The organism is Coprobacter tertius (assembly GCF_024330105.1).
GTDB classification, from domain to species: domain Bacteria; phylum Bacteroidota; class Bacteroidia; order Bacteroidales; family Coprobacteraceae; genus Coprobacter; species Coprobacter tertius.
In genome coordinates, this window is record NZ_JANDHW010000008.1 from 101,980 (window position 1) to 120,404 (window position 18,425).

The 18,425-nt window shown below is 40.5% G+C and carries 12 protein-coding genes; 6 read left to right on the forward strand and 6 right to left on the reverse strand.

All coding sequences use genetic code 11. From position 1 onward, the window contains the following. Positions 1–51: 51 nt before the first annotated feature. Both porE and NMU02_RS09490 read right to left on the reverse strand, forming a co-directional pair. A complete protein-coding gene (gene porE / locus NMU02_RS09485; protein ID WP_255027612.1) occupies positions 52–2,016 on the reverse strand; it encodes a PorE family type IX secretion system protein in 1,965 nt (654 codons plus the stop codon). Between the two features lie 84 nt (positions 2,017–2,100). Next, positions 2,101–3,318, reverse strand: a complete 1,218-nt coding sequence (locus NMU02_RS09490) for an S-adenosylmethionine:tRNA ribosyltransferase-isomerase (RefSeq protein WP_255027613.1) — start codon at positions 3,316–3,318, stop codon at positions 2,101–2,103. Between the two features lie 57 nt (positions 3,319–3,375). Between NMU02_RS09490 and NMU02_RS09495 the strand changes: the two genes are divergently transcribed. Continuing rightward, the gene (locus NMU02_RS09495; protein ID WP_255027614.1) at positions 3,376–4,452 is read left to right on the forward strand and encodes a DUF2027 domain-containing protein; all 1,077 of its coding nucleotides are present in this window, start codon (positions 3,376–3,378) and stop codon (positions 4,450–4,452) included. Between the two features lie 65 nt (positions 4,453–4,517). Here NMU02_RS09495 and NMU02_RS09500 read toward each other — a convergent pair whose 3' ends face one another. The 4 genes from NMU02_RS09500 to NMU02_RS09515 all read right to left on the reverse strand — a co-directional run bounded on the left by NMU02_RS09500 (position 4,518) and on the right by NMU02_RS09515 (position 10,363). Further along, positions 4,518–5,468, reverse strand: coding sequence for an FAD:protein FMN transferase (locus NMU02_RS09500; protein ID WP_255027615.1), 951 nt, complete (start codon positions 5,466–5,468; stop codon positions 4,518–4,520). A 120-nt stretch (positions 5,469–5,588) separates the two neighbouring features. Further along, entirely contained in the window at positions 5,589–6,155 is a 567-nt protein-coding gene (locus NMU02_RS09505; RefSeq protein WP_255027616.1) for a manganese efflux pump MntP, read from the reverse strand. 59 nt (positions 6,156–6,214) lie between these two features. Continuing rightward, positions 6,215–7,459, reverse strand: coding sequence for an anaerobic sulfatase-maturation protein (locus NMU02_RS09510; RefSeq protein ID WP_255027617.1), 1,245 nt, complete (start codon positions 7,457–7,459; stop codon positions 6,215–6,217). A 72-nt stretch (positions 7,460–7,531) separates the two neighbouring features. Further along, entirely contained in the window at positions 7,532–10,363 is a 2,832-nt protein-coding gene (locus NMU02_RS09515; RefSeq protein WP_255027618.1) for a TonB-dependent receptor, read from the reverse strand. A 243-nt stretch (positions 10,364–10,606) separates the two neighbouring features. Here NMU02_RS09515 and NMU02_RS09520 point away from each other — a divergent pair, with 243 nt between their 5' ends. The 5 genes from NMU02_RS09520 (at position 10,607) to NMU02_RS09540 (ending at position 18,421) form a co-directional block, all read left to right on the forward strand. Next, on the forward strand, positions 10,607–12,433 hold the full coding sequence (locus NMU02_RS09520) for an ABC transporter ATP-binding protein (protein ID WP_255027619.1): 1,827 nt from the start codon (positions 10,607–10,609) through the stop codon (positions 12,431–12,433). A 127-nt stretch (positions 12,434–12,560) separates the two neighbouring features. Further along, a complete protein-coding gene (locus NMU02_RS09525; RefSeq protein WP_255027620.1) occupies positions 12,561–12,968 on the forward strand; it encodes a hypothetical protein in 408 nt (135 codons plus the stop codon). A 175-nt stretch (positions 12,969–13,143) separates the two neighbouring features. Further along, the gene (locus NMU02_RS09530) at positions 13,144–13,635 is read left to right on the forward strand and encodes a hypothetical protein (protein ID WP_255027621.1); all 492 of its coding nucleotides are present in this window, start codon (positions 13,144–13,146) and stop codon (positions 13,633–13,635) included. A gap of 162 nt (positions 13,636–13,797) precedes the next feature. Continuing rightward, positions 13,798–16,770: a SusC/RagA family TonB-linked outer membrane protein gene (locus NMU02_RS09535; protein ID WP_255027622.1), complete on the forward strand. Its 2,973-nt coding sequence runs from the start codon at positions 13,798–13,800 to the stop codon at positions 16,768–16,770. Between the two features lie 43 nt (positions 16,771–16,813). Next, entirely contained in the window at positions 16,814–18,421 is a 1,608-nt protein-coding gene (locus NMU02_RS09540) for a RagB/SusD family nutrient uptake outer membrane protein (RefSeq protein ID WP_255027623.1), read from the forward strand. Positions 18,422–18,425 lie beyond the last annotated feature (4 nt).

Sequence of the window (18,425 nt, forward strand, 5' to 3'; positions counted from 1 at the left end):
TTATGGCATTTTGGAGGAAAACCGGCCTTATTACTATAAAAAAGAATAACATCAAAATAAATCATAAGTAATTGTCAGAACCTGGAATTCGGTGCGCCGATTGATTTGATTCGCTATTTCCTGCTGTTCGGGAGGCAATGCCAAAATAAATTCTTCGGTAAGTATATCCCCTTCTTTCAGAAAAGGATGTTCCCGTGCGATTTTTTTGGTAACTGTTTTCGGCCGGCTTTCACCATATCCTTTCGGAGTTAGGCGATCGGCAGCGATTCCACCCTTAATAAGATAATCGACAACTGATTTAGCCCGACGCTCCGATAATTTGAGATTGTATTCGTCCGAACCCTTCAAGTCGGTATGAGCTGCCAGCTCGATCGTTACATTAGGATTATCATTCAGCAATTTTATAAGTTCATCGAGGGCTTTAGCCGACTCCGGGCGTAAAGTCGCTTTATCGAAATCATAAAATATATTCTCGATAAGCACCGGCTTTGTAATATCGGCTAAAATAAAATCGGCCTCGTATTCCGCATCTTTTTCTTCAGGAGAAGTACTGAATTCGTAACTGGTATTTAAAAAACCTCGACATCCGGCTTTCATTACATACTCTACTCCCGGAGTAAGCCTGAACTTATAAGTTCCATCCTTTCTGGAAATTTCTTTCTGATTCGTCCCGTCTTTTCCCACGATCCGTATAATGGCATCGGGTACGGGCTCTTCATCGAAATCAAGTGTATGCCCCTTTATCCACACTTCGATCTGAGGTAATTCGAAACTATATATGTGATCATATCCCCGGGCATCATTCCGGTTAGAAGAAAAAAAGCCCGATTCCCCATCAGCAAAAGTTATTCCGAAATCGTCTCCCGAGGAATTGACCGGAGCCTTAAGATTTTCTATCTTCCATACTCCAAGCTCACTTTTCTCCGCTTTAAAAAGATCGAGCCCCCCCATACCCGGGTGACCGTCGGAAGCAAAATAAAAAGTACCGTCGTTTCTTATGTAAGGAAATACTTCATCTCCAGGCGTATTTATTTGCGGTCCCATATTTTCGAGGGTTCCTCCTCCTTTCTCAGTAAGTGAAATTCTCCAGATGTCTTTTCCTCCCTGTCCGCCGGGCATATCTGAAACAAAATATAGAAACTCTCCATCGGGAGAAACCGCCGGATGAGCAAACACCGATATAGTATCGCCGGTAACTTCATATTTTTGTCCGGCGCCCCATTTAGCCCCTGAGCGAGCAGACGTATAAATCTCGACAGATGTATCGGAATTCGGTTCACGCCTGGCTTTGGTATAATACATCGTATTTCCATCGGGAGAAAAACTGACAACCCCCTCATCGAACTCGGTATTCAAATCTCCTTCTATTATAAGCGGCCTTCCCCATACACCGTTTTCGTCTTTTTTTGCAAAAAAGATGTCGTTGTTTTTTATTCCGGTAATATCACTTTTTTTATCTCCCGTTGCTTTTTCTGTACTCGACGTGAAATATAACTGATCATAATTACTACCGGGAAACATAGGAGCGAAATCGGCTCGCCGAGAATTAAAAAGATCGGCTCGCTTTACTTTATACCGAGTCGGAAGCTTTTTCCATTCTGATGCGGCTTCACAGCCTCTGATGCCATTTAAAGCCAAGCGGTCCTCCGGCTTTTTTTCAAGAAAAAGTTGGTAATTTTTAATCGCATCTTTATACTTTCCCTGCATTTGTTGGCTTCTGGCCAAGTAAAACAAAGCCATACTGTCGGGATAACGATAACGTATTGCATTCTGATAAGCCCCCGTAGCTCGTGCAGATGCATTTATACGGCGGTAACATTCGGCCATCCTAAAAGCGATCTTTCCCCGTAATGACCGTTCTTTACGAGGAGAAGTCTTGGCATATACCTTGCGATAAGTAGCAGCCGCAGCAAAATACTCGCCACGCTGGTACTGCGCGTCGGCAGTACTCAACTTCGCATTTCCACAAGAAGTGAGTAACAACACCGAAACCAACAAGGATAACAGAATTCTCATTTATCGACCATTATATGCATTACATCTTTAATAATACGCATTTCCGGCCTTTTTATTGTCCCGGCAAAATTATTTAACCCTATTTTAAGGCATTAGCAACGAACTGTCGCCATAGCTAAGAAATCGGAACTCATGGGAAAGTGCATAATCGTAAATTTCTCTCCAACGCCCATCGACAAATGCGGAAACCAATAACAACAACGTACTTTGAGGCTGATGAAAATTGGTAATCATACCTTTTACCAGCTTAAAAGTATATCCCGGAGCTATAATAATTTGAGTAGAAGTTACGAGCCGGTCAGACTGGATCCGGTCGAGATAACAAAGTATATTCCGCAACGACTTATCGGGCGAAATTTCGGGGCTTCCGTCATAAGGCTGCCATTGTTTTACCGGAAGATCTACAGCCGTTGCATCGGGCTTGGATTCAAGTGTACGCCCTATATAATACAAACTTTCGAGTGTACGTACCGAAGTCGTACCAACAGCTATTATTTTGCGCCCCGACTCTAATAAAGTCTCGATGAAAGCTCTAGATACCGAGATAAATTCGGTATGCATCTCATGTTCTTTTATCGTTTCGCTTTTTACCGGACGAAAAGTACCGGCACCTACATGCAAAGTAAGTTCGAGACATGGAATTCCTATTTCATGAAGGCGGGAAAGAACTTCCGTAGTAAAATGCAATCCTGCAGTCGGAGCAGCAACCGATCCCTCTATTTTAGAATAAACCGTCTGATACGTTTCTTTATCACTCTCTTCGGTCTCTCTATTAAGATAAGGAGGAATCGGCAATTCTCCTATTCTTTCGAGTAACATATCGAACGTAACATGATCGTTATCCCAACTGAATTCTACTTCAAAGGCATTTCCGTGAGTACTTTTTCGCTCAGCAGACAGTGTTATATGCGAATCTCCGATACGGACCGTTCGTTTCAAAGCGCCGGTTTTCCATTTTTTAAGATTTCCGATCATACATATCCAAGAACACCGAGATGTCGCCTGAAAAGAAAGTACGTAATCATGCGGATCAGATGGTTCGAGACAAAATATTTCGATAAGCGCACCAGTTTCTTTTCTAAAATGCAAGCGAGCTTGTATAACACGGGTATTATTAAAAACCAACAAACTATCGGTAGGCACCCTATCGGGAAGGCTTTTAAAAATCGTTTCTGAAATATTACCTTTACAATAAATTAATAATTTAGATTCGTCTCTCCGCGAAAGGGGAAATTTTGCAATTTTCTCATCAGGCAACGGATAATTAAAATCTTCGATACGTATATCTTGTGTTTTTTGCATATCTGTTTGAATATATGTGCAAATTTAAGCATCTTTGTGAATATAAATGTACAAGCTATGGTAAAAGTAGGAGATAAGGTCCGTTTCCTGAATTCTGTCGGAGGCGGCATCGTAGTAAAAATAACAAAAGATATTGCTTTAGTCGAAGAAGAAGACGGTTTCGAGACTCCGGTTCTCGTACGCGAATGTGTCGTAATAGAATCGGCTTCCACTCTTAAAAACGATACAAAAAAGCATACCGAAACTTTCGCATATAAAACTCCAGCATCGGAAATGACCGACGAAAGTATAACGACAGAAGAAGAGCCGGAGAAATTAGAAATTATAGAAACTGTAGAAGGAGACCGCTTGAATATCGTTCTGGCATTTCTCCCCGAAAATCAAAAAAGCTTGCAAAACACTCGTTTCGACACATATCTGATAAACGACAGCAACTATTATGTCTTCTTCTCTTACCTGATCAATAACGGATACCAATGGAAAACCATCTATTCGGGATCGGTCGAACCGAATATACAAATCCAAGTAGAAAATTTCGGTAAAGAAGATTTAAACGAACACGAACGTATCTGCATTCAGTATATCGCGTTTAAACAAGACAAGCCTTTCGATCTAAAAAATCCCGCATCGGTTGAACATCGCATCGACCCTGTGAAATTTTATAAATTACACAGTTTTCGTGAAAATGAATATTTCGATGAAGATGCAATCGTTCTAAATATCGTAAAAAACGATATTCCCGAAAAACAATTCATACCCGATGCCTCAAAAATCGAAAAAGCGATACGATCGAAAAAAGCGATCGATACTGGTGAAAAAAAACCTGTAACGAAAAAGAAACATGCTACCGAAGGACCGTTAGAAATAGACCTGCATATAAATGAGTTATTAGACTCTACAGCCGGAATGACAAACAAAGAAATACTCGAATACCAACTTTCTAAATTCAGGGAAACCCTCGAATCTTATAAAGGGGAAAAAGGAAAAAAAATCGTATTTATACATGGAAAAGGAGACGGTATATTAAGAAAAGCGATACTTACCGAGTTACGTACCAAATACAAACATTACGACTATCAAGATGCCTCTTTTCGTGAATACGGTTTCGGAGCGACCCAGATAACAATCCGATAACCATATTTCTTAAAGTGTCTATCCGTCTGATAATTCGGTAAACGATCGAAAATATTTTTTGTAATTTATTTTACAATATATTTTGCCATCCCGGGAGTCGATTCAACGGCTAATGCTGTTGAATCGACTCCCGTCGCATAAATAAAGAAGGCTTCTATATCCTTATTTTGCTCGGCGAGAAGCATACTTTTTTCGAGTCCGAGTACCATAAATGCGGTAGCATAAGCATCGGCAGTCATACAATCGGGGGCAAATACCGTTGCACTTAACAAAGAATGCTGTACCGGATAACCGCTCACCGGATCGATCGTATGGGCAATACGTTTCCCGTTCACAATTTTATAGTTACGATAATTACCCGATGTGGCCATCGCACCATCACTCATTGCGACAACTTGTTGTACCTCACCGTAACCACCATCATCCTCCGGCTTATTGATACCTACTTTCCAGCATTCACCATGCGGATTTATTCCTTTGGCAACAATCTCTCCTCCTATCTCGACCAAATAATTACGAATTCCTTTTTTCGAAAGCATTTCTGCAATCACATCACAGGCATATCCCTTTGCTATTGCCGAAAAATTAAGTGTCATACGAGGATCGCTTTTTATTACTCTGTCGCCCTGCAACGAAATCTTTTTCATTCCTACAAACTGCCTGAGACTATCGATAATAACAGGAGTTACCGAGTCTTTTTTATCATAACCGAATCCCCATGCATTAATCAAAGGAGACAAAGTAGGATCAAAGGCGCCTCCGGTATCTTCATAAATCTCTTTAGACCGGTTAAAAACGACCGTAAACCATTTATCGGCAACGACACCGGTATCGTTGCGATTTATACGGGAAATGATAGAAGTCGGATCGAAAGGAGACAATGATGCATTAAAACGATGCAGTTCATCCTCGATTTCTTCTTGCAAATCATTACTATACTGATAAGTAATATGATATACGGTACCGAATATCAAGCCTTCGTTAAACCGGTATTCAGCCGACCGTCCGTTTCTCATCCAAAATATGATTGCAAATACAATCAAGAATAAGACACACGCAATATATCCTCTTTTATTAAACTTCATCCGATATAAATAATTACATAAAAATAAATCGAAACTTTCACTTCGACTTTTCTATTGGAAATACAAATGTTCGATCAAAATTTTTACACCGATAAGTATAAGTATAATACCCCCAATAACCTCAGCTCCGGTTTTAAGCCGGCGACCAAAACATTTACCAATATATTGCCCAATAAGTGAAATTATAATAGTAGTAAACGTTATAATGAGTGTCGGTATACACATATTCATATTCAGAAAAGCAAATGAAATGCCCACAGCAAGAGCATCAATACTGGTCGCCACAGACAACCCGATCAGCGTACGAGTACAAGTCGGATCAAAACAAACAGGACGATCTTCTTCCCTCTTACTTCCCTCATAAATCATTTTCCCTCCTAAAAATAGTAACAAAGTAAAAGCGATCCAATGATCATAAGATTCTATATATCGTCTGAAACCGTGTCCCAACCACCAGCCGATAAGGGGCATTCCTCCCTGAAATATCCCGAAAAATGCCGAAACCTTCAGCACTTTTTTCCAGCGAAGCGGGTGCATAACAGTACCCATAGTAAGAGATACGGCAAAACAATCCATAGATAGGCCTATTGCCAACAGCAATATCTCAAATATTCCCATTTGTGTTTCATTTTCGCCAGCAAAAGTAGCAAATCTTAACGGAAAAACAGGATCGGGAATTATTTATTTGTCTTTTTTTGCGCACGGGCATATTCCATCACGTTAGAAGGGGGGCGCTCATTATCAAGTTCGCAAGCCATAAACTCCATATAAGTCAATACGTGCGCAAAATATTTTTTAAGTCCTTTACATAAATAATTCAACCCGGGTTCACCGGTTGAAGATTTCAATATCCGATTTTTAGGACATTCTCCGTTACAAAGCCTGAGAAAAGTACACTCCCGACACTGACGGGGTAATTTATCCCACTTATCGTTTCCGAAAGAAGTTTGTTTTGCAGATAACATCATAGAAATGATACTTTCTGTACGTATGTTTCCCAAACGATATTCGGGATAAACGAAGTGATCGCAGGCATACAAATCTCCATTATGTTCAAGTGCGGCCGCATGTCCGCACGTTTTACCAAATACACATACTCCGGGAGGCTGGCCGACCATACCTGCTAAAGTAGCATCGAACATTTGTACAAAATAACTTCCGACGTCCTCTTTTATCCACTCATCGAACATATCACAATAAAACTGTCCGAAATCTTCACTCTTAACACACCAAGGAGGCATTTCCGTATGGTAAAATTCACCCGGAGGCAATAATTCGAGTCCATCGTCACGATCTCCCCATCTTTCTACTATCGGAGAAAATTGCATATAACGACTTCCTATTTCTTTAAAAAAACGATACGTTTCTACTGGATAATGTACATTATAATCATTGATAACCGAAAGCGTATTAAACTCTACACCATGCTTTTGCAATAACTCTATCCCCCTCATTACACGCGAAAAAGTACCTCTCCCACCTTTATCGAGCCGATACCGGTCATGTATGTGTTCCGGCCCGTCGATCGAGATACCAACCAGAAAATTATTGTCTTTGAAAAAACGACACCATTCGTCATTCAACAGCAAACCATTAGTTTGTATCGAATTTACTATCGTACGTCCACCGCCATACTGTTTCTGAAATATGACTGCCTTACGGTAAAAATCGATACCCCGTAATAAAGTCTCTCCACCATGCCAGGTAAAAGAGACCTCGGGAAGCGTTTGAGAATTAATATATTCTTCGGTAAATTTTTCGAGCAATTCATCCGTCATACGGTTTATTTTCCGATCACGGTACAAAGAGTCTTTTTCAAGGTAATAACAATAACTACAATCGAGGTTGCATAAAGCCCCGACCGGTTTTACCATTACATACAACGGATAGTTAAGCGGATTATAAACGATTGTTTTTCCCATATAGCCATTCATTCAAACGGCTCAAAGATAAAACAATCGTTCTGCGCATACAAATAATATGATTTTAATTTATCAGAATACACGCATAGGCACACCCGGGCGTCCTCTGAAATCGCCTCCACGTTGAGGCCTAAAATCACCTTCCCGACCTCGTCCCGGACCACCATCAGGGCCGCTACCGCCTTTTTTACCGAAAGTATTAAAACGATAGGTAAACGAAAGCATACAATAACTGGTAAGCACATTAGACTGAGTGTCTTGCATATAGTTACCCGTCACAGTACGTGAAATACTGTTACGCTGTTTCAGTATATCATATATTTTGAACAATAGCGTAGCGCTTTTCCCTTTCAAAAATTGATAAGATACTTCGGCATTCCACATATATACATTCTTCTGGATACCGGTACCATATCCTTCCCGACCCGTATAATTAAAATCGGAACCCAGAATAATACTCCAAGGTAAATAAACGCTTACATTCGCCGAACCGCCGTAATTCATCTGGTTACGGTCTTGTTGCCCCTGCAAACTATTACGGGTAAGTCGATACGAATAATTTCCTCCGAGTTCGAAATCGAACCAATCCGAACGGTAAGCAAAACGCGGACGTTCGTTTATACTGAAGTCTCCGGTACGATTTCGTAAGCTCTCTCCCTTTCCCTGATTTACATAACCTATATTATTAGAATAGGAAAATCCCAAATCGTTGGAAATAGAAAATTTTTTATTGCGGAACGGCGTACTGAACATAGAACCCACACTCGCATTCCATACTCCGTTGACATTTATAGGCATCGTCGTCTGAATACCTGTTTCAGAATCATAAAAGGTCTTGTTTACAATACTGTTGCGTACTACACTGGCACGGCCGTATACACCGTAAGCCCGTTGCGTTTCACGCTGAAAAGAGCCGAAATTAAAATTAAGGCTGTTATTAAAATAAGAATTCAAATCGGGATTCCCCTTACTGATGCGTAAAGGATCGGTAATGTTCTTGACCGGTTGTAACTGGTCGATCGAAGGCTGCCCCGAACTTCCCCAATAATTTATACGCAAATAAGTCTGTTTATCGAACCGGTACATGAAATTAAAGAAAGGCGAATAATTCACATCCACTCTTGCAGGCACACTTCTGTCTCCATCGATAAGGTTCTTCGATTCCATGCGTACAGCTTCGACATTCATTCCCACATTATAATTGAATTTTTCCCGTATTCCCCGCAAACCGATACTTCCCTGATGTGTATTGAATTTATTACGGGAACGGTTACTGTAGAGCGAATCGATAGGTTCTCCCGGTTTGGAAAGATCATAGTTAAAACGGTCGGCATTATTATAATTATATCGGTAAGAATAAGCAAACGAGAGAAAATGATTTTTCAATACCGGCTCTACATAAGAGAGGCGAGCTTGCATACTTCCATTCCAGTTATGATTATCGGTACGCTGACGTACGATACTCGTACTATCTACCAAATAAAAATGATTTTCACTGTAACTCAAGCCATCCTGTTCGGTATCGTTCAAACGGTAATTCATCGAAAGACTTATCTGGCGTCCTTTTTTATTTTTAAATTTACGGTTCAACATCAATCGCCCATTAAAATTAAATCCGTTTCCATCGTTCGAGGAACTACTAACTCCACTATTTACACTATCCCGAGCGGCATTTCCTGCCAACAATGCCGAAGTGCCGTTACTTTCGTTCCATGATTTATTATAACCGATTTGGGGCATAAAATCGATAGTCGTTAACGTGTCCGGCTGCCATCTCAACCGCATATTCATGTTAAAATTCCGGCTGTTGCTATGACTGTTACTGTTGCTGTTCTCATAAGAAGTACTATCGGGAAGAAAGTTTTGACGTTCCGAATTTTGCCATGCTTTCCGATTAGCGCTCACAAAACGGGCATCTGCACCTATTACCAGTTTATCCTTATCGGGAGTACCCCTGTTAAATATCAAAGCTCCTAATCCTGAAGTATTGATACCGCTATTGCCGCCGAAACCTCGTCCGGAATACATTCCAGCACCCAAATCGTCAGCACCTTCATTATTTGTATTATTTGCTTTACCTATTCCCATAAATTGCGTCTGATCGATAAAATGGCCGACCATACCCCCTGCAACAAAACGGTCCTGAGTACCGTAACCAGCTTGAACGTTACCGAACCATCCCCGATTCATCCCTTTTTTTATGGTTAGATTTATCACCGTCTCATCGTTCCCGTCATCGACACCGGTAAGCCGTGCTTCATCCGATTTACGATCTACAACTTGTAATTTATCTACCATATCCACCGGTAGATTCTTTGTTGCCATTTTAGGATCATCGGGGAAAAATTCTTTTCCGTCGACCAAAATTTTCTTAATTTCTTTTCCTCCGGATTTTATTTTTCCGTCAGAATCGACTTCAACTCCTGGAAGTTTCTTCAATAAATCTTCGACCACCGCATTAGGCTGGGTTTTATAAGAATCGGCATTAAACTCGAGAGTATCCTGCTTCACCACAACATCGGGTACCTTCCCTACAACAACAGCCTCTTTCAGCATAATTCCATTGGGTTGCATTCCTACGATACCCATACTCAACCGAGGCTGTGAAGAGGAAGCCTGAATATCTTTATTCACCGGTGTATATCCCAGATAAGTAAACGCAACCACATATTTTCCCGGATTAACCCTGAATGTATATCTACCCAATGTATCGGTAGTAGCAGAGGTCACAAAAGAACTATCTTTAGCCTTCAGTACACGTACTGTAACTAATTCCATAGCGATTTTTTCCACTTCATCCTGCACGATACCCGAAACACGTATTTTCTGAGTTTGAGCTTTCACTTCAGAAATTGTACCGAATGCCATTAAACAGGCAATCATCACCAAATAAAAACGGGACATATTTTTGTAAATAATATTTTTAATACTCCTCAATAAACTTTTACATTGCAGCTTCGACAATCAAATTTAGAAATGGTTTAAAAGTGTTTCGCGATTTTGCATATTTTTAATAAAGCAGGTCTCGTTCTCATATATAAATACATTTTTTGGCATTTTTATCTTACATAAATACAAAACAATCGCAAGATGTGGCTATATTTGCAATTCTCGACACAAAGATAAAAATAAGTATATCCCCGAACAATGAAAGATTTTATAAAGATTTTACTCCGGTTTGTGCCCCCCTATAAAAAATACTTGTTCCTGAATATTTTTTTCAACATTCTATCAACAGTATTGAGTTTATTTTCATTCGCGTTACTGATTCCCATACTTCAGATACTATTTAAAATAAATGAAGCGCACTATGAATATATGCAACTGGGAAGTGCATCTTTTAAAGACGTATTTATCAATAATTTTTATTATTACATTACACTCTTTATCGAGAATCATGGAGGAGCCCTTACCCTAATGCTTCTGGGAGCACTATTAGTAGTGATGACTTTTTTCAAAACATTTACCAGTTATCTGAGTTCTTATTTTATGATCCCCATTCGTTCGGGAGTCGTTCGAGATATACGTAACTACGTATTCAGCAAGGTCGTAAGTTTACCTATCGGATTTTTCACAACCGAACGAAAAGGAGATGTAATGGCCCGTATGACCGGAGATGTTTCCGAAATAGAAAATTCTATCATGTCGTCTCTCGACATGATGTTTAAAAACCCGATCATGATCATCGTATACCTTACAACGATGTTCTTAGTAAGTTGGCAATTAACCCTGTTTGTCATGGTACTCTTACCTATCAGCGGTTATATAATGGGAAAAGTCGGGAAAAAACTGAAAAGAAACTCGGTAGAAGCACAACAACAATGGGGTACCCTTATGGCGCAAATAGAAGAAACGTTAGGAGGTTTACGTATTATAAAAGCGTTTAACGCCGAAAGAAAAATTAAAGATCGCTTTATCACGGCCAACAATAAATTTTTTAAACTGACCAATCGTATTAGCCGACGCCAGGCTCTCGCCCACCCGATGAGCGAATTTTTAGGGACATTTACCATCGCTATTGTCTTATGGTACGGAGGATCTCTTATCCTGGGAGGGAAAAGCAGTATCGACGCAGCTTCGTTTATTTACTACCTCGTTATTTTTTACAGTATTATAAATCCGGCAAAAGATTTTTCAAAAGCGGCTTATGCCGTACAAAGAGGTCTTGCTTCTATGGAACGTGTCGATAAAATATTATCGGCTGAAAACCCGATAAAAAGCCCCGAACATCCGGTAAATAAGTCTTCTTTAGATAAAAAAATCGAGTATCGAAACGTATCTTTCAAATATAAAACCGACTGGGTTATAAAAGATGTTTCTATCGAAATACCCAAAGGTCAAACCATCGCCCTGGTAGGACAATCAGGTTCAGGGAAATCTACTATGGCCGATTTGCTTCCTCGCTTTTACGACGTAGATAAGGGTGGAGTATTTATCGACGGGGTAAACATAAAAGATATGACACCTCTGCAATTACGTTCTATGATGGGAAATGTCAATCAGGAAGCGATCCTTTTTAATGATACATTTTTCAACAATATCGCTTTCGGCGTAGAAGGAGCAACAATGGAACGAGTTATCGAAGCCGCTAAAATAGCAAATGCCCATGACTTTATTATTGCTACCGAAAACGGTTACGATACCAATATCGGCGATCGGGGATGCCGTTTGTCGGGAGGTCAGCGACAACGAATCAGTATAGCTCGGGCCATACTAAAAAATCCAGCCATCCTGATCCTCGACGAGGCGACATCAGCCCTCGATACCGAGTCGGAACGTCTGGTTCAAGAAGCGCTTGAAAACCTGATGAAAAACCGAACTACAATCGTTATCGCACACCGCTTATCTACCATAAAAGACGCTAATAAAATATATGTTATGCACGAAGGCGAAATTGTAGAAGAAGGGACACATGACGAACTTATCGCACTCAATCGTTATTACAAGAGGCTTGTCGACATGCAGAAATTTTAATATCCCGGTAAAATAATATAAACATTTTCTCTAACCGGAAATTGTTTTTGCATAGCTAAACGAGTTTTTTTATTTCTTTTCATTGTATTTGTAAAAAAGAGAATACCTTTGTAAGATCATGTCGACTATGGGAAAGACTCTTAAATATATTCTGATGGCATTTTTCGTTACGATAGCCGTAAGTACGGCTATCGTACGAAATACCATTTCCCAAAAACTGACCAACTACGAAGGCATTACTTCCGGCCTTTTTTATGGAGAACAATCGACGAATAACGGGAAAAATATTGCGTTTTTAAACGCAATACAGAACGATACACCTTTCCTGATTACCACACAAGATAATCCTGTGCCTTCATTTTTGAGAGCAGGTCAAAAAAACAATCATCATTTACAATTCAAACAAGATCTTATCGGTACAGAGTCTTATTTATATATCGCATATAAATCGACTCTTCGAAGCCATACTCAACATTATTCCTTATTAAGAAGTAAAGGGCACTACCTTTATTCTCTATGTAAACTCCTGATTTAGCGGTTATTATTTTGTAACATTTTACTTTTCGGACTGCGGATTTGGAAAGAAGAAAACGTATACCCATAAACATTCTTATGGGTAAGCAGCAAACATATATATCTTCCTTCAACAACAGGGAAGATATATCCCGCACATTTTAATCACAAATTATATAACGCTAAAAACTAAAAAAATGAATTCTGAGATCATATATAAAAAAGGAATATCTTTAATCGGGTGCATACTATTAATAGCAGGTATAATAATCGTTTATGCACAAACTTTACTCGATGTTACGGCAACGTCGGCCAAGCTGGCCCTAATGCTGGTAGGAGCGGTTTGTATTTTAGTGGGTCTCGTTAAATTATTAATGGGGAAAAAATATATTATTTATCAGGGAAGCGGTAGTAAAGTAAAAAATATGAATCTGTTTTTCGACTCTCACGAAATAAATAAATTACAGGGATTACTCGAATCAAAACAATTCGAATACCTGCAAAAATTGAAACCTGCAGAAGGAAACAAAGCCGGAGTCAGACTCGATCTTCTTGTATCAGAAGATAAAAAATTCGCCGCAGCACAGGTATTTCAGTTTATCCCGTTTAAATACGAACCAGCCAGTGATTTAATAAATTTCTATGACGAAGACGCTGCAACTTTATCTAAATACATTCCCGCACAATAAGTAGGGAATTCACAACCTTATTTTTTTCCAATTCCACCCGAGCTTTACAGTCAGGGTGGAATTTTATTTTAATACTCCGAATCTTAAAAAGAGACCGAACAAAAACAAATTGTAACAACCAAATGTTTATGTAGGAAAAACAACCCATAAAACTTTTCTTACATGGAACACGTACATTTAAAAACGGGCTGGAAGATGTTCCTTACCCTGTTAGCAGGACTTTTCTTCGCCCTCGATGTCTCCGCCCAAAAAATTACCGTACAGGGTACGGTAAAAGATCAGGCTGGCGAGCCGGTTACAGGAGCAAATGTTATTGTAAAAGGGGAGACACACGGAACAATGACGGATATCGATGGTCATTTCCGCATCGATGCTCCGGGAAACGGTATTCTTACATTCTCCTTTATAGGTTATACAACAAAAGATGTTCCTATAGAAAACCGTACCCAAATAAATGTTATACTGGAAGAAAACGTATTCTCGCTGGGAGAAGTCGTTGCGATAGGATACGGTACAGTGAAAAAAAGTGATGCTACCGGAGCTGTAACAACAATAAAACCCGATGAGGTGAACAAAGGTCTGGCCACCTCAGCTCAGGATCTTCTCGTAGGAGCAACTCCGGGTGTTGTCGTCACCCTGAATGGGGGTAAACCCGAAGGAGGGGGCGATATCCGTATTCGTGGAGGATCATCACTGAACGCTACTAACGACCCACTAATCGTTATCGACGGAGTACCGGTAGATAATTCGGGTATTACGGGTATGTCTAATGCTCTAAGCATGATTCCCCCTGACAACATCGAATCGTTTACGATTCTCAAAGATGCGTCAGCTACTGCTATTTACGGTTCTCGCGCATCGAACGGAGTAATTATAATTACGACCAAAAAAGGGACCAGCGGACGACCGCAAATCAATTTTAACGCAAATGTTTCGGTAAATACTCCTCGAAAAAAAGTCGGAGTTTACGACGCATCGGAATTCAGAGGTATCGTTGCCGAACGATACGGAATGGGAAGTCAGGCTTACGCTTTACTGGGCAATTATAACACAAACTGGCAGGATGAGATATTGCGTACGACTGTCAGTTCAGACTATAACCTGAGCGTTGGCGGACAGTATAAGATACTTCCTTATCGCGTATCGGTAACCTATACCAATCAAAACGGTATCCTAAAAACTTCATCGATGAACCGTACTACTGCATCGATAACTCTTACGCCTAAATTTTTTAATAATACATTAAGTGTAACTGCCAATGTAAAAGGGATGTACATACGTAACCAATTCGCTGACGAAAATGCAATCGGAGTCGCTCCCAGTTTCGATCCGACTCAACCGGTTAAAGTCCCCGAACAAGAAATCGGTAACGGTTATTTTATGTGGTTGCGTCCCAACGGGTCGGTAATCGATATCGCACCTCTCAACCCAGCTTCGTTACTCGACGAACGTTCGATGGTTGCTAAAGTATACCGAAGCGTAGGTAACCTACAACTCGATTATGTCATGCCGTTCCTTCCCGAATTAAGGGCAAACCTGAATTTAGGATATGACGTATCAAAAAGTAACCAACCGAATAAAATGTATCCCAACTCACCCATTACTTACAAAGAGAATAAAAAATTGGGGCTGGGACAAACCGAAAAATTAAAACAATTCAAACGAAACGAATTACTCGATTTTTATCTGAACTATAAGAACTCATTCGATCAGATACGAAGCGACCTCGACGTAATGGCCGGTTATTCATGGCAACGTTTTTATAAAGACGGCAGTACCAACACGACCTTAATGCCCGACGATGAACCGTGGTTTTATAGCAGTTACGCCGACCATTTACAATTATTATCGTTCTTCGGACGTATCAACTATACATTTAAAAATACATATTTGTTAACGTTCACTTTACGTGGTGATGCCACTTCCCGTTTTTCGAAAGACCACCGCTGGGGAACTTTCCCATCGGTAGCTTTGGGATGGAAAATAATAAACGAACCGTTTATGCAGCGTGCCACCGATGTAATGAACGAGTTGAAACTCAGACTAGGCTACGGAGTTACCGGTCAGCAGGATATAAGTAACAGCTATTTCCCTTATCTTCCTTTATATTCGCTGGGTTACCCGACTGCCGCCTATCCTTTCGGAGACACGTATTATAATACCTTACGCGCCGACGGATTCGATCCGGATATTAAATGGGAAGAAACCACAACCTATAATATCGGCCTTGATTTCGGATTCTTAAATAATACCATCAATGGTTCTATCGATTATTACTATCGTAAAACAAATGACCTGATAAGCCAAATACCGGTACCAGCAGGTTCAAACCTGACAAACGAAATTTATACCAACATCGGTAGCTTGCGAAACGAGGGTATCGAATTCAGCATTAATGCCAAGCCTATCGTGACAAACAATGTACAATGGGATGTAGGATTTAATATTGCTTGGAACTCGAACAAAATTACCAAATTGAACCGGAACAACGATCCCGATTATTACATCCCGGTAGGTGGTATCAGTGGAGGAACAGGCAATACGGTACAGGCGCACAAAGTTGGTTATCCGGCATTCAGCTATCTGCTATACGAACAAGTTTACGATAAAGACGGGAAACCTATCGAAGGATTATATGTCGACCGTAATGGAGACGGGATTATCGACGAAAACGATAAACGTTTATATAAGAGCCGCGACCCGAAAGTCATCATGAGTTTCACGACAAAAGTAAATTTTTATCATTTCGACTTCAGTCTCGCTTTACGTGCCAACCTCGGGAACTATGTTTATGACAATGTATTGTCCAACAATTCGAGCTACTCGGCCATTTATAACAGTGCAGGATATTTAAACAACCTGGTAAAACGAGGACAAAAATTCCAGGGTCCACAATATATGAGCGACTATTATCTTAAAAATGCGGGGTTCCTTCGCTGCGATCATATCACGCTCGGATATACCTGGGATAATTTGTTGAAAAATAAGATGAACCTGAGATTGTACGGAGCCGTACAAAACCCGTTCGTAATCACAAAATACAAAGGACTCGATCCTGAAGTATTCTCGGGTATAGATAATAATGTATATCCACGTCCTACAACCTATATGTTAGGTGTTATACTCACTTACTGATAAACGAAGGAATAAAATACTAACAGATAAACGAGATCATATTATGAAAAGAAAATCGATATATAAATTTCTGGCAGCGATACTGCTTGTCGGTTCAGTCTCTCTTTCTTCGTGTATCGGAGACCTCGACCTGAAACCGATCGACGAAAACCTGATCCAGGGATCAGATTTTAAAAATCATCCCGAATATTATACCCAGATGCTTGCCAAAGTGTATGCCGGTCTGGCTGTTTCGGGGCAACAGGGACCCGCAGGAAAACCCGACATAAACGGATTTGACGAAGGTATGGCGCAATATTTACGTGCATACTGGAATTTACAGGAATTACCTACCGACGAAGCATTGCTCGGATGGAACGATGCGGGAGTTCCCGAACTCAGCACCATCAAATGGTCATCCTCAAACGGATTCGTATATGTCATGTACAGCCGACTTTATTTTCAAATTGCTCAGTGCAACGATTTTTTGCGTAACACAACCCCCGAAAAATTGGCTGAAAATGCAGTTAGCGATGTATTAGCCCAAGATATACAGAAATACCGGTCGGAAGTTCGTTTCTTGAGAGCTCTTTCTTACTGGCATGCCATCGATATGTTCGGTAATGTCGCTTTCGTAACGGAAAACGACAAAATAAACGAACCGACTCACCAGCGCCCCCGCAAAGATATCTTTACTTTCCTTTTACAGGAACTTACCGATATAGAAAATGATTTGCCTTTACAACCCCAATATGGTCGTTCGGGGAAAGCTGCACTATGGATGTTAAGAGCAAAACTTTACCTGAACGCAGAAGTTTATACCGGTAAGCAAATGTATGGAGAATGCGCTTCGACCTGTCAACAAATTATCAGTCAGTTCGGAAATGGAACAAACCACGGACTGGCACCAACCTACAAATTTCTGTTTTGCGCCGATAACGACCAATTTGCACGAGGGGGCGATAATGGGGAAATCTTAATGGTCGTACCCTACGATCGAGAATATACACGCACCTACGGTGGAACGACTTATCTTACGATCGGCTCTTACGGAGGATCGATAAACAGCGAAAACTACGGAGTGAACGGAGCATGGGCTGGTCCTCGCTCAACATCGACACTTGTAAATACAATCGGTCAGGGTGACGACCGTTATGCATTTTATAGCGACGGTGCCAATATCGAAAATACCGATTTGAGTAATTTTCAAGACGGATTTACGGTCGTTAAATTTACAAATCTGCTTTCCACCGACTGGGAGAATACTAGCAAACGGGCTTATCCGTACCCTGATACCGATTTTCCTATCTTCAGGCTGGCTGATACTTATCTTATGTATGCCGAATGCGCTTATAGAGGATATGCCGACCGCGAATTGGGTATGCAATATATGAACTATGTACGGGAACGGGCAAAAGTAACGCCTTATACCTCTCAAGACCAGATCACATTGGATAAAATACGTGACGAACGCATGCGTGAACTTTATTGGGAAGGTCATCGCCGTACCGACCTTATCCGTTTCGGATACTTTACTTCGGGAAGTTATCTGTGGCCTTGGAAAGGCGGTATCCTTACCGGCAAACAGGTTGATACCAAATATAACCTTTACCCCATTCCGGCTAAAGAAATAGCAGCCAATCCGGGTACTCAACAAAACTTTGGATATTAACCCC